Below are 17248 nucleotides of genomic sequence, written 5' to 3'. Positions count from 1 at the left end.
GCCCGGTCTGCGCCGAGGCCGCGGCCACCCGCAGGATCAGGCCGGGATCGCGTTGCGGCCGCGCGTCCCGTGCCAGCACCACCTCGCCGGCGTGCTCGACCCAGATGCATTTAATTACGCTACGTAGATATGCGCATCTACGCATGTAAGCCCATCTCGCTTACCTCACTCCAATCACCCGTCAAGACCAAAACACGCATAGACAGGAGGGGGTCGACGGTGAGCGAGGGTGGGGGATAGGCGATTCCGGACAGGGGTGGTCGTCGGGCGGGTTGCCGCCGGACTCGATTGGCGGTCGCCGCGCCGAATCAGTGGCGTGAATGTGTGCCGAGTCGCCTTGCGTGAGCGGTATTCGCGCTGACGGCCGGGGTGTACTGCGGCCCGTTTGATACGGAGCTCGCTGTGGGCGCGTCGGCCCCGACCTGCGTCAATTGCTTCTGGTGCAATCGGCCGTGACAATTGTTGCCCCATCTGGAATCCGTGCGTGTTCGCGATGGGTCTGTGCTGAGGCGAGGGTGAGACATTTGCCTTATTGCGCGGAGTGGGTACGCGATGGCTTGTGCGGGCGGGTTCGTCCGATCGCGTGGCCGTGAACTGGCGGAACGCGGGTGAGTTCGGCAGCCGACCGGCCGGCTCATTCGTTGTGGTTGTGTGAACTGGCATTTCGTGCCCTCTTCGGCCTGCTTCTAGCGTCGGCGGCATGGAGTGGAATTTTCGATCGGCCGAGGAGCTTTCGGCCGCGATGCATGCCGGTGACGTCACCTCGGTGGAGTTGACCGACGCGGCGATCGCCCGTATCGAGCGCGACGATACGACCATCAACGCGATCTGTGTGCCGGACTTCGATCGTGCGCGGGCGGCGGCGCGGGCTGCCGATAGGGCACGGGCGCGCGGAGTGGATCGTCCGCTGCTCGGTATTCCGGTGACGGTCAAGGAGTCCTACAACGTCGCGGGGCTGCCCACGACCTGGGGCATGCCGCTGGAACGGACGTATGTGCCGTTCGAGGACGCGGTGCAGGTAGCGCGACTGAAGGCGGCGGGTGCGGTGGTGGTGGGTAAGACGAATGTGCCGTTGGCGCTGCGAGATGTGCAGAGCTTCAACGAGATCTATGGCACGACCAGCAACCCGTGGGATCACGCTCGTACGGCGGGCGGGTCCTCCGGTGGGTCGGCGGCGGCGCTGGCCTGCGGGTTCGGTGCGCTGTCGATCGGTTCGGATATCGCCGGTTCGCTGCGGACGCCGGCCCATTTCTGTGGCGTCTACGCACACAAGCCGACACTCGGGCTCGCGTCGATGCGCGGTATGGTCCCGCCGCGGGTGCCGGCCTTGCCGGTCGAAGCCGACCTGGCTGTCGTAGGTCCGATGGCCCGCACGGCTCGCGACCTCACACTGCTGCTGGACGTGATGGCCGGACCGGACCCGCTGACGTCCGGTGTCGCGTACGAGTCGACGCTGCCGCCCGCGCGCCATGAGCGGCTGTCGGACTTCCGGGTGCTGGTTCTCGATGAGCATCCGCTCATTCCGACCGGTACCGCTGTACGGGAGGGTGTGCGCCGGGTGGCCGACGCACTGGTCGAGGCGGGCGCGCGTGTGGAGCGGCACAGTGTGCTGCTGCCCGATCTGGCCGAATCGGCCACGGTCTACATGCGATTGCTGTTCGCGAGCGCGGTCGCCCACTACCCGCCCGACGCCTACGCGGAGCTGGGGAAACGCGCCGCCGAACTGGACGCAGCCGATCGCAGCCTCGCTGCGACGCGTCTTCGCGCGACGGTGTGCACCCATCGCGACTGGATGGAGGCGAACGCTGCCCGGGAACGCCACCGTCACGGCTGGCGGCAGTTGTTCGCCGAGTTCGATGCCGTGGTGTGCCCGATTACGCCGACTCCCGCGTTCCCGCACGATCACGACCCCGATCTGTTCGCGCGCCGGATCGAGATCGACGGGGTGCGGTACCCGTACTTGGATCAACTCGTCTGGGCCGGTGTGGCGACGATGCCTGGTCTGCCCGCTACCGCGGTGCCCGCCGGGCGCTCGCGCGAGGGGTTGCCGGTGGGGGTGCAGCTGATCGGCCCGATGTTCGAGGATCGCACCCCGCTGCGGTTGGCCGAGTTGCTCGAGCAGCGGATCGGCGGTTTCGTCGCGCCGGAGTAGGGCGCTGACCTTTTACAGCCCGAGTTTGGTGACGGCGTTGTCGTCGAGGGGGTTCGCGGTGCGGATGTAGCGGTGCACGGTGCGGGGGTTGGACCAGCGGCCCTGGCGCATGATCTCGCGGTCGGCGGCGCCGCCGAGGGCGGCTTGGGTGGCGAAGCCCGCGCGCAGGGAGTGGCCGGAGAACAGGGCGGGGTCCAGGCCTGCACGGGCGGCGTAGCGTTTGACGAGTTCGGCGATGGCTCGGCCGGAGATCGGGGTTGCGCCGATGCCGCCGTGGCGGGTGACGGCGGGGAACAGCGGCTGGTCGGCGGGCAGGGTTGCCGGCGGGCCGGTGAAGCCGTGGCAGCGGTGGATTTTCGGGTCGGGGGGCGGTGTGGCGGTGAGGTGTTCGGGTAGCCGGTCGGGGGCGGTGTTGTGCAGGGTCAGCAGGGCGATCCAGTCGGCGAAGGCGCAGACGGGGCAGGTGTGCGGGCGGGTGCCGCGGGGGAGGGCGACGCGTTGTTCGGTGATGCCGGTGGGATCGGTTTTGGTGCTGGGCAGGTGAATGAGCAGGACGGGTTCGCCGGTGCTGTGGTCCTGGGTGACGTGCACGTCATGGACGCGGAGTCCGGCGAGTTCGCTGCGGCGCAGTGCGCCGGCGAATCCGATGAGCAGGGCGAGGGAGTCGCGGCGGCGTGCGGGTTCGGTGGGCCAGCCGCGTTCGGGTAGTCCGTCGAGGAGTTGTTCGAGGGTGTGCAGCAGGATCGGGCGTTTGCGGACCGGTCGGGCGCGGCGGGTGCGGCGGATGCCGCGGAGGGTGAGCCGCACGACGTCCGAGCGGGTGGGTGAGGGTAATCCGTTGGCGGCGTGCACGGCGGCGATGGCGGCGGATTTGCGTTCCAGGGTGGCGGGGGCGAAGACCGGCTCGCCGTGGTCGTCGCGTGCGTCGGCCGCGGCGGCGAGGTAGACGGCGACGTCGAGGGCGTCGGCGGGTAGCGCTTGCCTGCCTTCTGCCGCGCACCAGGCCGACCAGGCGATCCAGTCGGTGCGGTAGGCGCGCACGGTGTTGGCCGATTGGGAGGCCTCGAGGTATCGGCCGAGGGTGGCGGCCTGGTCGTCGGCGAAGCGTTGCCGTACTTCGCGCAGCGCGGCGGTGTCGACGAGGACGCTGCGCACCCCGCGGTGCAGCTGGGCGCGTACCGCGTCGGGGATGGCGATATCGCGCTGGAGGTGAGCGGGCGGGTCCTCGGTCATCGCTGCCCTTCGGTTCGGTGCGTCGCACGCCGTATTCGTGTTCTGCCCGAATCTATCCGGTGCGCGGTGGTGTGCCGGTCAGCTGTGCCGTCGCGGCCGAGGAGACAAGTTCGTGGGACTGCGCAGAACGCTGGTGCGGGCGGCTGCGCGGCCGGTGATGGCCGGGCCGCGCAGCCGCCCGGTCGTGTCAGGGCGTGAGATCGGTGACGGCTCGGCCGCCTGCGATGTCGAGGGGCACCGAGACCTGGTCGTGCGCGATCAGCCAGGTGTCGTCGATCTTGCGCATTCCGAAGGTGGCTCGCACCCACATGCCGTCCGTGCTGGTGCCGTCGGCGAGGGTGCCGCGCAGGCGTGCGAAGGCGTGGCCGAAGGCCACATCGCCGCCGACGGTGAGGGTGAGGTCGCGGATGTCGTAGATGATGGTTTCGAAAACCTGGAACGCGCGTACCCAGTTGTCGAGTTTCGCCGCGATTCCCACATGGTGCAGCGGCGGCTCGATGTCGAAGGACACGATGTCGGTGGTGTAGAGCTGTCGCACGGCTTCGAGGTCTTTGGCCTCGAGTGCTTCGATCAGCGTCTCGATCTGCCGGCGGATCTGGGCGTGGTCGGGGTGGAGTTCGTTGGATGTGGCCATGTTCGGCTCCTCAGGCCTCGATGAGGGCGGCGTCGGCGGACGCCCGTAGCGGCGCGAGTGCAGTGCTCCAGGCGATGAGCTGGTCCAGGGTCTTGTGCAGGGCGTCGGCGTGGTGTTCGCGTGGGGTGAAGGTGGTGTGGTCGGCGAAATCGGTGAGCAGCGAGATCGCGACCTGGTAGCCGACGTCGGCCATGCCGAGTGTGCCGCAGACCGTGCGCAGCTGAACCACTGCGCGGGCGCCGCCGCTCACACCGTAGGAGACGAATCCGACCGCTTTGTTCGACCATTCCGCGCTCAGGTGGTCGATGGCATTTTTCAGCACTCCCGGCGCGCCGCCGTTGTATTCGGGGGTGACGATCAGGTAGCCGTCGAAGGGGGCGATTCGTTCGGCCCAGGCGCGGGTGTGTGCGTGCGGGGACGGGCCGAACATCGGCGGTGCCGGCTCGTCGAGGTGCGGGAGTGGGTGGTCGCGCAGGTCGATCAGGTCGAAGTCGGCGTCGTTGCGTTGGGCTGCGGTGTCCAGTGCCCACTGCGCGACCTGGGAGCCGTTGCGGTTGGGCCGGGTGCTGCCGAGAATGATGCCGATGGTGGTCATTGCCTGATCTCCTGGTGTGCGGGAATGGTGACGACCTTCCCGACGATGCGGCGGCCCGGAATGTCAGGTCGCCTCACATACCGGGGTGCTGATTCGTCGGTGTGGGAGGGGACCCGCAGACCTGGAGGAGCCGAGGATGACCGACCCGCAACCGCCCGAGGTGTTCGCCGAGCGCCGTCAGCTGATCAATCTCGCGTACCGGTTGCTCGGTTCGTTGGCCGAGGCCGAGGATGTGGTGCAGGAGACGTTCGCGCGCTGGTATGCGCTGTCGGAGCGGCAGCGGGCGGAGGTGGTGGCGCCGGGGGCGTGGTTGACGACGGTGGCGGGCCGGATCTGCCTGGATGTGCTCGGTTCGGCGCGGGCGCGGCGGGAACGGTATGTGGGTGAGTGGATTCCGGAGCCGGTGCCGGGGCGGTCGGAGTGGCGCGATCGTGCGGGTGCTGCTGATCCTGCCGATCAGGTCACCCTCGACGAGTCGGTCAGCATGGCTTTTCTGGTCGTGCTGGATTCGATGACGCCGGCCGAGCGGGTGGCGTTCGTGCTGCACGATGTGTTTCGTTATTCGTTTGCCGAGGTGGCGGAGGTGGTTGGGCGTTCGCCCGCGGCGTGCCGTCAGCTCGCGTGCAGTGCCCGCCGCCGCATCGATACCTCGCCGCGTCCGTCGAGCACCGAGCGGGCGGAGGTCGTCAGGGATTTCAAGCGTGCTTGGGAGCGGGGCGATATCGAGGCGTTGATCGGGTTGCTGGATCCGCAGGCGAGCGCGACTGCCGATAGCGGCGGGCGGGTCGTGGCCTTTCGTGAGCCGATCATCGGTGGCGAGCAGATCGCGCGCGCCTGGATGGAGATCTCCGTTCGCGCGGGCGCGGTCACCTTGCTGGAGCGCACGGTCAACGGCCAGCCCGGTCTGGTGGCTGTGCAGGGGGACGCCGTCATCTCGGTGTATGCCTTCGACATCGTCGATGGCCGGATCACCCGCATCTGGGTGATGCGTAATCCGGAGAAGCTGCGGCCGTGGGCGGCGGTCTGACCCGGCCGGACGTGCTTCGGCGCGGCCCACGTTTGTAGCGGGTGACCCACGTCACTGTGGGGTGTTGTCAGGAAATCGGGGGCTGTCTCGTTCAGGGTGCACACGAACCAGACAGGAGCCATCCATGAAGCACCGCATCGTTGTTCTCGGAGCCGGATACGCCGGAGCCTTCTGCGCGGGATACCTGGCTCGGAAACTGCACTCCGATGATGTCGAGATCACCGTCGTCAATGCCGAACCCGATTTCGTGGAGCGGCTGCGTCTGCACCAGTTGGCGGCCGGGCACGATCTGCCGCATCGGCCGTTGACCGAGGTGTTCGCGGGCACGGGCGTTGTGGTTCGCACGGCCCGGGTGACCGATCTGGACGTCGATCATCGCAGCGTCACCATTTCCGACGGTGCGGCGGTGGAGCGGATCCACTACGACACCTTGCTGTACACCCTCGGGAGTGCCGCTGCTGATCACGGTGTGCCCGGTGTCGCCGAGTTCGCCTTCGATGTGGCCGGGCGGGCGTCGGCGCTGCGGTTGCGGGCCCGTCTGGGGGAGCTGGGCGGGCGCGGGCGGTTGCTGGTGGTCGGCGGGAACCTGACGGCGATCGAGGCGGTCACCGAGATAGCCGAAGCGCATCCGGGTCTCGAGGTCGCATTGGTCACCAGCGGTGAGGTCGGCGGCTGGCTGGGCCCGAAGGCGCGCCATCACCTGCTGCGCGCCTTCGACCGGCTCGGTATCGCTCTTCATGAGCACACAACCGTTGAGCGTGTCGAACCGTCGGGAGTGGTCGGCTCCGATGGCAGCGTCTTCGCCGCGGATGCGACGGTGTGGGCGGCCGGGTTCGCGGTACATCCGATCGCGGCCGCGGCCGGTCTCGCGGTGCAGCCCAACGGCCAGATCATCGTCGACCGGCAGATGCGGTCGGTGTCGCATCCGGGGGTGTATGCCGCCGGTGACAGCGTGTTCGTCATCGGGGAGAACGGTCATCCGTTGCCGATGTCGTGTGCGTCGGCGGGGTTCACCGGGTCGCAGGCGGCCGCGGCTGTGGTCGGTGATCTGACCGGGCGCAAGGTCGCGGCGACGGCGTTGAGTTACGTCGGCAACCACATCAGCCTCGGACGCAGGGACGCGATCTTCCAGCTGGTCGACGACGACGCCCGCGCGAAGCGTGGAGCCTTGTGTGGGTGGCCTGCGGTGCTGGTCAAGTCGACGATCGTGGCGGTCAGCGGCTGGGCGGTGAGCCGGCCGACCTTCGGGATGCCGAGTCGACGGCACCGGGTGGCCGCTGCCGGTGCGCGTTCGGCCGAGGCGACCCTCGCCTAGGGTCGTGGTCGTGGACACCGCGGCCGTAGCGCGTTTCGAGGCCAGCCGGAATCGGCTGGCCTGCCTCGCCTATCGGCTGCTCGGGTCCGCCGCCGACGCCGAGGACACGGTGCAGGATGCGTTTCTGCGGTGGCAGGCCGCCGACCACGACTACGTGGAGGTGCCCGAGGCGTGGTTGACGAAGATCGTCACCAATCTCGCGCTGGATCGGCTGCGTTCGGCGAAGGTCAGGCATGAGCGCGCGGTCGGCGCCTGGATGCCCGAACCGTTGCTCGACGGTGATCCGATGCTCGGCCCGGCCGACACGGTGGAGCAGCGCGAATCGGTGTCGTTGGCGGTGCTGACGCTGATGGAGCGGCTGTCACCGGTCGAGCGGGCGGTGTATGTGTTGCGGGAGGCGTTTTCCTACAGTCATGCCGAGATCGCCGAGATCCTGGAGATCACGGAGTCGGCGAGCCAGCAGCATGCCCATCGGGGGCGCCGCCGCATCGCCGGGGCGCGCACGCCCGGCGTTGTCGATCCCGCCGCGGCGCGGCAGGTGGTCGAGGCGTTCGTCGCCGCGGCGTCGTCGGGGCGCACCGATCAGCTGGTGGCGCTGCTGACCGCCGATGCGACCGCCGTCTCCGACGGTGCCGGCGGCATGGCCACGACCTTGATTCGCTACACCACCCGGGAGCGTGTCGCCGAGGCGGTGCGGGCAGGGTTGCGGCCGACCGCGGCCAAGCGGCGTCTGGCCGGTGGTTCGCCGTCGATCCATGCCGCGGTGGTCAATGGCAGTCCGGCGATGCTGTTCGTTGTCGGCGACCGGGTCGTCGGTGTGGCGGTGCTGGAGGTTCGTGACGGCGAGATCGCCGCCGTGCGCGGTATCGCCGCCCCGCGGCGCATCGGCCGCCTCGCCGAGCAGTGGCAACGGCGCACGCATGAGGTTCCGGTGCGCGAATCCTGGTGATGCGCTGCGAATCTGTGGTGTGCGCGCTGGTCGGGGGTGCGGTGGTCGGCCTTCGCGGACCGCGACGTCTGTGCACGGCAGCAGGTCGGGAAGCGCCGCCGGGGGAGCCGCGGCTGTTCCGCGCTGAGCTCGAACCCTCGATAGTGATCTAACTCACACCGTGTCAGAAAGCTGGGTCCGCGCGGTGTCTTGTGCTCGAGTCCCACACAGCGAAGGAGACATCATGAGCAACAACATCGACGTCGTCGTGATCGGCGGCGGATACGCCGGGGTGATGGCGGCCAACCGGATGACCCAGCGCGCGGACGTGACGGTGACCGTGATCAATCCGCGTTCGGTGTTCGTTCCGCGATTGCGGCTGCATCAGTTGGTGGGCGGGACCCACGATGCGATGGTGGACTACACCGAGGTCCTGGCCGACGGTGTGCGGCTGGTGGTGAACAGCGTCGCGCACATCGATGCGGCCCGACGCCGGGTGCACCTGGCCGACGACACCACGATCGGCTACGACTACCTGATCTACGCGGTCGGCAGCGGCAGTGCGGAACCACAGGTGCCGGGCGTGGCGGAATTCGCTTACCCGGTGGCGACCTTGGAGGCGGCGCAGCGGTTGCGGTCGGTGCTGTTCGATACCCCGATGACGTCGGCGGTGACCGTGGTCGGAGGTGGCCCGACCGGCATCGAGACCGCCGCGGAGCTGGCCGAGCAGGGCCGCTCGGTCACCTTGGTGTGCGGCGGCCGGCTCGGCCCCTACCTGCATCCGAGCGCGCGGCGCACGGCCCGGAAATACCTCGCGAAGCTGGGCGTGGCCGTGCTCGAGGGTGCCGAGACCGCGGTGACGGCGGTGGACGCCGACGCGGTGCGGTTGCGCGATGGGCGGACGGTGCCGAGCCGGGTCACCATCTGGGCCGTCGGCTTCGGTGTGCCGGATCTGGCCGAGCGCAGCGGGCTGCGCACCGACAGCGACGGGCGTCTGCTCACCGACGAGACGTTGACCAGCGTCGACGACGAGCGGATCGTGGCGGCCGGCGACTCTTCGGCGCCCTCGGGTCTGCCGTTCCGGATGAGCGCCTACGCCGCCGGCTGCCTGGGGGCGCATGCGGCCGACACCGTGCTGCGGCGGATCGCGGGTGCGGCACCGGAGCCGGTCGACTTGGCGTTCCCCGCGATGTGCATCAGTTTCGGCCGCCGCGCCGGCATCTTCCAGCTCGGCCACAAGGACGATACGGCGATGCGGCTGTACTTCTCGGGCCCGGTGGGCAAGGCGCTCAAAGAGTTCTCCTGCCAGGCCAGCGTCAAACATCTGGTCACCGAGGCCCGCAAGCCCGGCGCGCATCACTGGCCCAGCGACGGCAAGCATCGTCCGAAGCTGTTGCAGACCTTGCCAACCGATGCGCCGGCAGCCATTGCCTGAGATCCGGAAGCGCCGGTGTGTGGCAAGGCGGCCGTCAGGCGCCGCCACACACCGGTGGCGGTCGGCGAGAAGGCAACGGCAACACAGGAAGAGAACCCTCATGAGCACACCGGGTACAGCCGACGACCACACCACCGTCGACGCGACGCAGACGTTCGTCCGGCACCGTAATCTGTTGTTCACCGTCGCCTACGAGATGCTCGGTTCGGCCGCCGACGCCGAGGACGTGCTGCAGGAAACCTGGTTGCGGTGGGTGAAGGTCGACCTGACGCAGGTCAGCGATGAACGTGCCTACCTGGTGCGGATCACCACCCGGCAAGCGCTCAACCGGCTGCGTTCACTGAAGCGGCGCAGGGAGTCCTACGTCGGTTCGTGGCTGCCGGAGCCGGTGCTGACGGCGCCCGAGGCCGCCGCCGACGGCGAACTCGCCGACAGTGTGTCGATGGCGTTGATGCTGGTGCTCGAGACCTTGACGCCCACCGAACGCGCGGTGTTCGTGCTGCGCGAGGCATTCGGGTTCGGCTACGACGACATCGCCGCCGCGGTCGACAAGACCCCCGCCGCGGTGCATCAGATCGCGCACCGCGCGCGCCGTCACGTGGAGGCACGGCGGCCCCGGCGCACCGTCACTCCGGATCAGGCGCAGGCCGCGGTCGAGGCGTTCCAGCAGGCGCTCGAGACACGCGACCTGCAAGGTCTGCTGGATGTGCTGGCGCCCGATGTGGTGGCCATCAGCGACGGCGGTGGCATCAAGCAGGCCTCGCCGCGTCCGGTCGTCGGAGCGGACAAGGTGGCCAGGTTCATCGTCGGCGGCCTGACCAAACACGATGTGGCGCTCAGCGTGGAAGCGACGGTGGTGAATGCCGGGCCGGCGCTGGCACTGTTTGTCGATGGCGAATTCGACGGCGTCATCGTGACCCATGTGGAGGACAGCCACATCACCGGCCTCTACTACGTGCGCAACCCGCAGAAACTCACCCACCTCGATTCCGCGACCCCGCTGACCTTGCGTTGACCGGGCCGTATGGGGTCCGTTCCGGGGGCGTCGGAATCGGCAGCAAGTAGTCGAGGCGACGGGTACAGCGAACGCATCGGAGCGGGCAGCTCGTAGGGGTGCTCCGTTCTGGGGCATGTCCCGCACATCCGCTCGGTGTTCGCAGGCGGGAATGCGCGGTGGTCTGTCAGCGAGCGGGTGTGGCCTCGCGGGCGGCCGGCCCGAAGATCGCATCGATGACCAGGGCGATCTGGCCGACAGCGCGCTCGATCGGGATGGTGGGCTGGAACAGGTGGCTCAGGGCCAGTCGGACGACGGTTTCGACTCTGCTGCCGAGTTCGTCATCGGCGAATGCGGGCAACCCGTACTGGGTGCGTATCACGATGGTGAGGGCGGTGGCAGCGCGCCCGAGGACGGGCTCGGGTTCGGTCATCAGCGTGGGCAGCAAGCTGGTGTCGGCGCTGGTGCGGCCGGCCAGTACGGCTTTGAGCAGGGTGTTCTCGGCGGCGGTGCGGAGAGTGAAGTCGACCGCGGCGGTGAGCGCGGCCAGGACGTCGTCGGGGTGGGTGGCGATGGTTTCGGTGATGCCCGCGAGGAAGGTGTCGAGTTCGTTGCTGATGACGGCGTCGGCGAGGTCTTGTTTGGTGCCGATTTCCTTGTAGAGCACGGGCCTGCTCACGCCCACTTCTTTGGCCACCCGCGACATGTTGACCGCGCCCCAGCCTTCGGTGCAGACGAGTTGGCGGGCGGTGTCGATGACGCGGGCGCGCAGCAGTTGACGCATCTCGCTGTGAAAGTTCGGCGCTTCAGCCACGACAGCCATCGTACATCAAAGACGATTTCGTTCACTCGTTGACAATCCGCAGTCATGTGTTTCTAATGAGTACACATCACCTGAAAGTGTAAACGGTCCGGCCGCTACCGACGCCGATGAGGGCAGCAGCGACCGTGCGGGCCGGCCCACCGATCCGAGGAGAACGACGATGACGAGCTCACAGCTGGGGGAGCGCGCCGAAGCGAGCGCCCCGCCGTGGCGTGACCGCAAGCGCTATCTGTGGTTGTTCGGGCTGATCCCCCCGACGGCGCTGGGGCTGGCGGCCGCGCTGGTGTGGGCGTTCAACCGGCTCGGCTGGCAGCAGGTGGCGCCGGTGTGGTGGTGGATCGGACCGCTGCTGCTGTATGTGCTGCTGCCGATCCTGGATCGGTTCTTCGGTCCGGACGGGCAGAATCCGCCCGACGAGGTGATCGAGCAACTCGAACACGACCGCTACTACCGCTACTGCGTCTACGCCTACATCCCGTTCCAGCTGGCCAGCCTGGTGTTCGCGGCCTACCTGTGGACGGCGACGGATCTGTCCTGGCTCGGCATCGACGGCGGACTCGGCCTGTGGTCGAAGATCGGCGTCGCGTTGAGCATCGGCGTGATGGGCGGTGTCGGCATCAACACCGCACACGAACTCGGCCACAAGAAGGACGAACTGGAGCGGTGGCTGTCGAAGATCACCCTCGCCCAAACCGGCTACGGCCACTTCTATATCGAGCACAATCGCGGCCACCATGTGCGCGTGGCCACGCCGGAGGATCCGGCCAGCTCCCGGTTCGGCGAATCGTTCTGGGCGTTCCTGCCGCGTAGCGTGTGGGGGAGCCTGCGCTCGGCGTGGGAGCTGGAACGCACCCGGCTGCGGCGAACGGGCAAGGGGCCGTGGACCCTTCGCAACGACGTGCTCAACGCATGGTTGATGACGGTGGTGCTGTGGACCGGCTTGGCCATCGTGTTCGGGCCAGCGGTGCTGCCGTTCCTGGTGATCCAAGCGGTCTACGGGTTCTCGCTGCTGGAGACGGTGAACTATCTCGAGCATTACGGGCTGCTGCGTCAGCGCACCCCGGCCGGCCGGTATGAGCGGTGCACGCCGGAACACAGCTGGAACTCCGACCACATCGTCACCAACATCTTCCTGTACCACCTCCAGCGTCACAGCGATCACCACGCGAATCCGACTCGGCGCTATCAGATCCTGCGCAGCATGGACGGTGCGCCGAACCTGCCCAGCGGTTACGCCAGCATGATCTCACTGGCCTACTTCCCGCCGCTGTGGCGCACGGTGATGGACCACCGCGTGCTCGATCACTACGACGGCGACATCACCCGCGTGAACATCCATCCCGCCAAGCGGGACCGGGTGCTGGCCCGCTACGGGGTGGCGTGATGGCCGTCTACAGCTGCCCGGTATGCGACTACCGCTACGACGAATCGGCCGGCGCGCCCCGCGAAGGCTTCCCGGCCGGCACCACATGGCCGGCGATCCCCGACGACTGGTGCTGCCCCGACTGCGGGGTGCGCGACAAGCCCGATTTCGAGCCCGTATCCACCACAGGAGCCTGACATGACCACCGACTACACGCTGTTCCGTTGCGTGCAATGCGGTTTCGAATACGACGAGGCACTGGGCTGGCCCGAAGACGGCATCCCGCCCGGCACCCGCTGGGACGACATCCCCGACGACTGGTCGTGCCCGGATTGCGGCGCCGCCAAAGCCGATTTCGACATGGTCGAGGTCAGCCGCGCATGAGAGGCCGCATCGTCATCGTCGGCGCCGGGATCGCCGGCGCCAGCGCCGCGCGGACCTTGCGCCGGGAAGGCTACACCGGCCAGATCGTGGTACTCGGCGCGGAATCGATACCGCCGTATCGGCGGCCCGCGGTGTCGAAGGAGGCGCTCGCCGGCACCGTCGACCAGGCACGGCTACTGATCGATTCGCCCGAGGCGTGGCGTGCGGCCGAGGTCGAGATGCGCACCGGAACCTGGGTCGAGCAGATCGAACCCGAGCAGATGCGACTCCGGTTGGGCGACGGCGGGATCGTCAGCTACGACAGCCTGTTGCTGGCGACCGGGGCGAGGGCACGCACATTGCCCGGTCAGCATCCGTCGGCGTTGACGATGCGTTCGATCGCCGATGCGCAGCTGTTGCGGGCGCTGGTGTTCGACGGCGGTTCGCTGCTGGTCGTCGGTGCCGGGCTGATCGGCTGTGAAGTCGCCGCCACCGCGCGCGGTCTCGGCGCCGCAGTGACCGTCGTGCACGCGGCGTCGGCTCCGCTCGAGCGGGTCGTACCGCCGCTGCTGGGCGCGCACATGCAGCAGATCCACGCCGACCACGGCGTCGCCATCCACAACGACGTCATCCTCGACGAGCTCACCTACCACGACGGCCGGGTCACCGCGACCGCCGACGGCCGCAGCTGGAATGCGGCGGCCGTGCTGGTGGCCATCGGGTCGGTGCCCGACACCACCCTCGCCGAGACCGCGGCAGTGCAGATCGACAACGGGATTCGCGTCGACCAGCACTACCGGACATCGGTGCCCGGCATCTACGCCGCGGGCGACGTCGCCAACCGCTACACCCCCGAGATCGGCGGCTACGAACGCAGCGAGCATTGGAACAGTGCCCAGGCCCAAGGAGTGGCGGCGGCGCGGTCGATGCTCGGCGCGGCGCCGGGTGTCGCCGAGGTCCCGTGGGGCTGGTCCACCCAGTACGGGGTGAACCTGCAGTTCGCAGGCCGTATCCGGCCCGGTGACGAACTCGTGGCTCGCGGCGCGGGCAGCGCGACACCCGCGGTGCTGGCCTTGCGCGCAGGCAGACTCGTCGGCGCGGCGGGTGCCGGCTGCCCGGCCGATATCCGTGCCGCCCGCACCCTGATCGCGCGCGGCGCCTCCCTCGACCCCGAAGCCTGCGCGCAGGGGCCGCTCGAATCAGCTGTCCGCGACACCGAATCGGTTTCGGTGCGGTGATCCCGTGCGTGAGCGTCACCGCCTTCGACTGGTATCTGGCCGGTCAGCGGCGGCGCTCGGCGCGAGCGTGGCGCGCGGCGATCGCGGGCTGGGCGTGGAGCTCGCCCCACTGATCTCTGCCGAGCGCCGTCAGGAGGATGCTTTCGGGGGATGAAGTGGGCGTCCCACTGGGCGGTGCTGTTCGGCGGGTGCGCGAGGCTGCCGTCTGGCCACGTGGTTCCAGTGCTGCCGCTGGTGTTCGGAAACGGCTGAGCAGTACCGTGCCTGCATGACGTTGATCGATATCGAGGACCTGCCCACCGCCACGTCCGACGTCTTGCGGCGACGTGCTCGCGCGGCCGGGCTACCGGTGCGCCAGTATGTGCGCCGAGAGCTGACGGCACTGGCGGGCCGGCGGGTACCCATCGACGCGGTCGTGCAGTTCCTTGCCGACGAGCGGCCGGGACACCCCGCCGCCGAGCTCGACGCGGGCGCCCTGGCCTTGATCAACATCTACGACCTACCCGCTGAGGCTTGGAGCGTATTCAACGCGCGCGCCGCGGCAGCAGGCATGCCGCTGAGTGCCTACGTGCGCAGCGAACTGATCACCTCGGCCCGGCGCAGCACCGTCGACGACGCCGTGCTCGAGATCCGTGAGATCGTCGACAACGCACCGGGCCTGGAACTGGACATGAAGACGGTGATCGAGTCCGTGCGCTATGCACGCGGCATGTAGCCGGCACAACCGAACACGACGCCCTGGCACTGCTGTCCATGGCCGCTCACAGCGCGGGTGCCCGGTAGCAGGTGAGAGCATCAGGTAGGGCTCGAAGCCCGAGGAGTTCGCCGCCGCGTTCGGAGCTGCACTGTGCTCCGGCCACAGATGCCGGCCACGGGGAGACCGGTCGATGGGGACGGATGTGCGGTCCCGGTCGGCTCCCCAAACCACCGCGAAAAATCCGTTGGCCGGCAACCGACTCCACTGCTACCGTCGCAGGGACCGTGCCAAAGGACGAGGAGGTGGTATCCGTGAACGCAGTATCGACATGGGTGCTCCCCTCAGGGGTCACGGTCGGGCGATAGGTCGTCCGGGAGCGCCGTTCGTGAGCACTCCCGAAAGGCACCATCGTGCAATTTCTTTCCGAACAGCGTCTCGACGACGACATCATCGAGCGCACCTTCACCCTCGATGAGATCCCCGGCCTCCTGTGGACGCCGGCGGCCACCTCCGCGTCGGCCCCGCTGATCCTGCTCGGCCATCCGGGCGGACTGCCGGCGATGTACCCGCGGCTGCTGGCCCGGGCCCGGCACGCCGTGGCCGACGGCTGTGCCGCCGCCACCATCGAGCTGCCCTGGAGCGGTGACCGGCCCCGATCGGTGGACGCCGACCAGGCCCGCGCCGACCTTCGCCGGGCAGTACAGGCCGGCGAGCCGGTCAGCGACGACATCGTCGAGCGGCTCGTCCTCCCGCTGGTCGAACAGGCCACCCCGGAATGGCGCGCCGCGCTCGACAGTCTCCTGGCGCTGCCCGAGATCGGCGGCCCGGTCGGGTATTCCGGCGGGGTGATCTCCCTCGGCACCCGGCTGGCTGTCGTCGAGCCACGGATCACGGCCGCCGTGCTCTTCGCCGGCAGTTACGTGCCGCGCGCCATCTTCGCCGAGGCACCGAAGGTCACCATCCCACTGCACGTCCTGCTGCAATGGGACGACGAGGGCAATGACCGGCAGATGGCGCTGGACCTGTTCGACGCCTTCGGCTCCACGGAGAAGACGCTGCACGCCAACATGGGCGGACACACCGGCGTGCCGGCATACGCCCAGGAGGAGGCGAACCGCTTCTTCACCCGGCACCTGAGGTGAGACCGGGGCGTCGGTCCGGAAACCGATAGCACTGCGGCGATCGCCGCGGTTACCAGCTTGCCTGCCGCTGGCGACAGTCGGCAGCGGCAGGCAAGTCGAGCCTCGGTGACGGTCCGGCCGGAGCGCAGTCAGTCGATGCCTTCGACGATGCGGAAGTCGCGCTCGACGCCGTCGGGCAGGGCCACCAGCGCCTTCTGGTATGCCTCACTCTCGTATGCCGCGACGGCCTGGTCGAAACTGTCGAACTCGATCAGGACGACACGCTGCGCGAGGCCGGCCTCGTATGCGGTGACTCGCCCGCCACGGGACGGAATCAGCGACAGGACACGCCCACCCCCGGCCTGAACAGCGGGACCGGCCAGCTCGTCGTAGGCAGCCAGCCGCGCAGGGTCGGACATGGCGGGGTAGACACTGACCCAGTAGCCCTTAGCCATGGAAACCCCCTGTGCCGGGCCGGACACGTCCGGCTTGGAATCGACAGTCGGATCGGCCGATCCCGGCGACGGGTGCTGCGGTCGGTTGAATCGTCATATCCGCAGGTTAGGGGTCGATATGCGGTCGAGGGAAAGACCGATCCGGGATAGGCTCAGAACGGATCGTTATCAATCGGCAGGGGAGGGCTCGTGGCGCCGGACACGGTGAGCCTGCGGTACTTCCTGGTACTGGCGCAGGAGTTGAACTTCACCCGCGCGGCCACCCGGATCGGCATCGCACAGCCCGCACTCAGCGCCCGGATCCGCCGATTGGAGAAGGAACTCGGTACCGCTCTGCTGGTGCGCAACACCCGCAGCGTCGTCTTGACCGCGGCCGGTACGGCTCTGGCCGAGTCGGCGCCGCCCGCGCTGGCGGCACTGGACCGGGCCTGGGACACCGCCCGCAGCGCCGCGGCCGGTGAACTCGGCACGCTGCGCATCGGATACAGCTTGTCCACTGGCGCCGAGACGGTACCGGCCCTGGTGGACAGGCTGATTCGCGGCAACAGTGGGCTCGAGGTCGCCGCGGTCCCGATGGCGACGCCGGACATCACGCCCGCGGTCGCCGACGGCCATCTCGATGCCGGGATCACCCGCGGTGAACAGCCGGGCCGCGGCGTGCGCCGGTTTCTGCTGCGGCGGATGCGCGTCGGGGTCCAGCTGGCCCAGCACCATCCGCTGGCCGGATGCCCGGAGATCGAGATCTCCGACGCGGCCGCGTATCCGCTGCGCCTCCCGGACCGCGCGGCCAACCCCGTGATCCACGACCAGCTGGCCGCACTGTTCCGAGACATCCGGCCCCACCCCCGATTCCACACCCCTGCCGATTGATAACG

18 protein-coding genes are annotated in these 17248 nt (G+C 68.8%); 13 read left to right on the top strand and 5 right to left on the bottom strand.

Annotated elements, in window-relative coordinates; all coding sequences use genetic code 11:
* The first annotated feature begins 700 nt into the window (after nt 1-700).
* Nucleotides 701-2152, top strand: coding sequence for an amidase (locus tag GV790_RS28040; RefSeq protein WP_163817722.1), 1452 nt, complete (start codon nt 701-703; stop codon nt 2150-2152).
* A gap of 12 nt (nt 2153-2164) precedes the next feature.
* Here the strand turns inward: GV790_RS28040 and GV790_RS28035 are convergent, their stop codons facing one another.
* From GV790_RS28035 to GV790_RS28025, 3 genes are all read right to left on the bottom strand, one after another.
* Nucleotides 2165-3385, bottom strand: a complete 1221-nt coding sequence (locus tag GV790_RS28035; protein WP_163817720.1) for a site-specific integrase — start codon at nt 3383-3385, stop codon at nt 2165-2167.
* A gap of 187 nt (nt 3386-3572) precedes the next feature.
* Nucleotides 3573-4019, bottom strand: a complete 447-nt coding sequence (locus GV790_RS28030) for a YybH family protein (RefSeq protein WP_163817717.1) — start codon at nt 4017-4019, stop codon at nt 3573-3575.
* 10 nt (nt 4020-4029) lie between these two features.
* Nucleotides 4030-4614, bottom strand: a complete 585-nt coding sequence (locus GV790_RS28025; RefSeq protein ID WP_163817715.1) for an NADPH-dependent FMN reductase — start codon at nt 4612-4614, stop codon at nt 4030-4032.
* Nucleotides 4615-4750: 136 nt separating this feature from the next.
* Between GV790_RS28025 and sigJ the strand changes: the two genes are divergently transcribed.
* The 5 genes from sigJ (at nt 4751) to GV790_RS28000 (ending at nt 10334) form a co-directional block, all read left to right on the top strand.
* Complete coding sequence (gene sigJ / locus GV790_RS28020) at nt 4751-5641, top strand: RNA polymerase sigma factor SigJ (RefSeq protein WP_163817713.1); 891 nt, start codon at nt 4751-4753, stop codon at nt 5639-5641.
* 124 nt (nt 5642-5765) lie between these two features.
* Complete coding sequence (locus GV790_RS28015; protein WP_163817711.1) at nt 5766-6956, top strand: NAD(P)/FAD-dependent oxidoreductase; 1191 nt, start codon at nt 5766-5768, stop codon at nt 6954-6956.
* 10 nt (nt 6957-6966) lie between these two features.
* Nucleotides 6967-7905 carry a sigma-70 family RNA polymerase sigma factor gene (locus tag GV790_RS28010; RefSeq protein WP_163817709.1) on the top strand — a complete coding sequence of 313 codons (939 nt, stop codon included), beginning with the start codon at nt 6967-6969 and terminating at the stop codon, nt 7903-7905.
* A gap of 223 nt (nt 7906-8128) precedes the next feature.
* Complete coding sequence (locus tag GV790_RS28005) at nt 8129-9319, top strand: NAD(P)/FAD-dependent oxidoreductase (RefSeq protein WP_163817707.1); 1191 nt, start codon at nt 8129-8131, stop codon at nt 9317-9319.
* A 100-nt stretch (nt 9320-9419) separates the two neighbouring features.
* Nucleotides 9420-10334 carry an RNA polymerase sigma-70 factor gene (locus tag GV790_RS28000; protein WP_163817705.1) on the top strand — a complete coding sequence of 305 codons (915 nt, stop codon included), beginning with the start codon at nt 9420-9422 and terminating at the stop codon, nt 10332-10334.
* Nucleotides 10335-10500: 166 nt separating this feature from the next.
* Here GV790_RS28000 and GV790_RS27995 read toward each other — a convergent pair whose 3' ends face one another.
* Nucleotides 10501-11127: a TetR family transcriptional regulator gene (locus GV790_RS27995; protein WP_280212283.1), complete on the bottom strand. Its 627-nt coding sequence runs from the start codon at nt 11125-11127 to the stop codon at nt 10501-10503.
* Between the two features lie 169 nt (nt 11128-11296).
* Here GV790_RS27995 and GV790_RS27990 point away from each other — a divergent pair, with 169 nt between their 5' ends.
* The 6 genes from GV790_RS27990 to GV790_RS27965 all read left to right on the top strand — a co-directional run bounded on the left by GV790_RS27990 (nt 11297) and on the right by GV790_RS27965 (nt 15939).
* Nucleotides 11297-12520: an alkane 1-monooxygenase gene (locus GV790_RS27990; protein ID WP_163817703.1), complete on the top strand. Its 1224-nt coding sequence runs from the start codon at nt 11297-11299 to the stop codon at nt 12518-12520.
* On the top strand, nt 12520-12696 hold the full coding sequence (locus GV790_RS27985; protein WP_163817701.1) for a rubredoxin: 177 nt from the start codon (nt 12520-12522) through the stop codon (nt 12694-12696). The genes GV790_RS27990 and GV790_RS27985 overlap by 1 nt, the downstream gene beginning before the upstream one ends.
* A gap of 1 nt (nt 12697) precedes the next feature.
* A complete protein-coding gene (locus GV790_RS27980) occupies nt 12698-12883 on the top strand; it encodes a rubredoxin (RefSeq protein ID WP_163817699.1) in 186 nt (61 codons plus the stop codon).
* Nucleotides 12880-14100, top strand: coding sequence for an NAD(P)/FAD-dependent oxidoreductase (locus tag GV790_RS27975; RefSeq protein WP_163817697.1), 1221 nt, complete (start codon nt 12880-12882; stop codon nt 14098-14100). Before GV790_RS27980 ends, GV790_RS27975 begins: the two co-directional genes overlap by 4 nt.
* A gap of 268 nt (nt 14101-14368) precedes the next feature.
* Entirely contained in the window at nt 14369-14815 is a 447-nt protein-coding gene (locus GV790_RS27970; protein WP_163817696.1) for a hypothetical protein, read from the top strand.
* 392 nt (nt 14816-15207) lie between these two features.
* A complete protein-coding gene (locus GV790_RS27965) occupies nt 15208-15939 on the top strand; it encodes a dienelactone hydrolase family protein (protein ID WP_163817693.1) in 732 nt (243 codons plus the stop codon).
* 128 nt (nt 15940-16067) lie between these two features.
* Here GV790_RS27965 and GV790_RS27960 read toward each other — a convergent pair whose 3' ends face one another.
* Nucleotides 16068-16373: a DUF1330 domain-containing protein gene (locus GV790_RS27960; RefSeq protein ID WP_163817691.1), complete on the bottom strand. Its 306-nt coding sequence runs from the start codon at nt 16371-16373 to the stop codon at nt 16068-16070.
* 189 nt (nt 16374-16562) lie between these two features.
* On the opposite strand from GV790_RS27960, the gene GV790_RS27955 reads away from it, so the two are divergent.
* Nucleotides 16563-17243 carry a LysR family transcriptional regulator gene (locus tag GV790_RS27955; RefSeq protein WP_309139043.1) on the top strand — a complete coding sequence of 227 codons (681 nt, stop codon included), beginning with the start codon at nt 16563-16565 and terminating at the stop codon, nt 17241-17243.
* Nucleotides 17244-17248: the final 5 nt, after the last annotated feature.

This window comes from Nocardia cyriacigeorgica (assembly GCF_010858045.1).
GTDB lineage: Bacteria > Actinomycetota > Actinomycetes > Mycobacteriales > Mycobacteriaceae > Nocardia > Nocardia cyriacigeorgica_E.
Note: the sequence above shows the minus strand (reverse complement) of the source record. Positions and strands in the feature narration are given on the sequence as shown.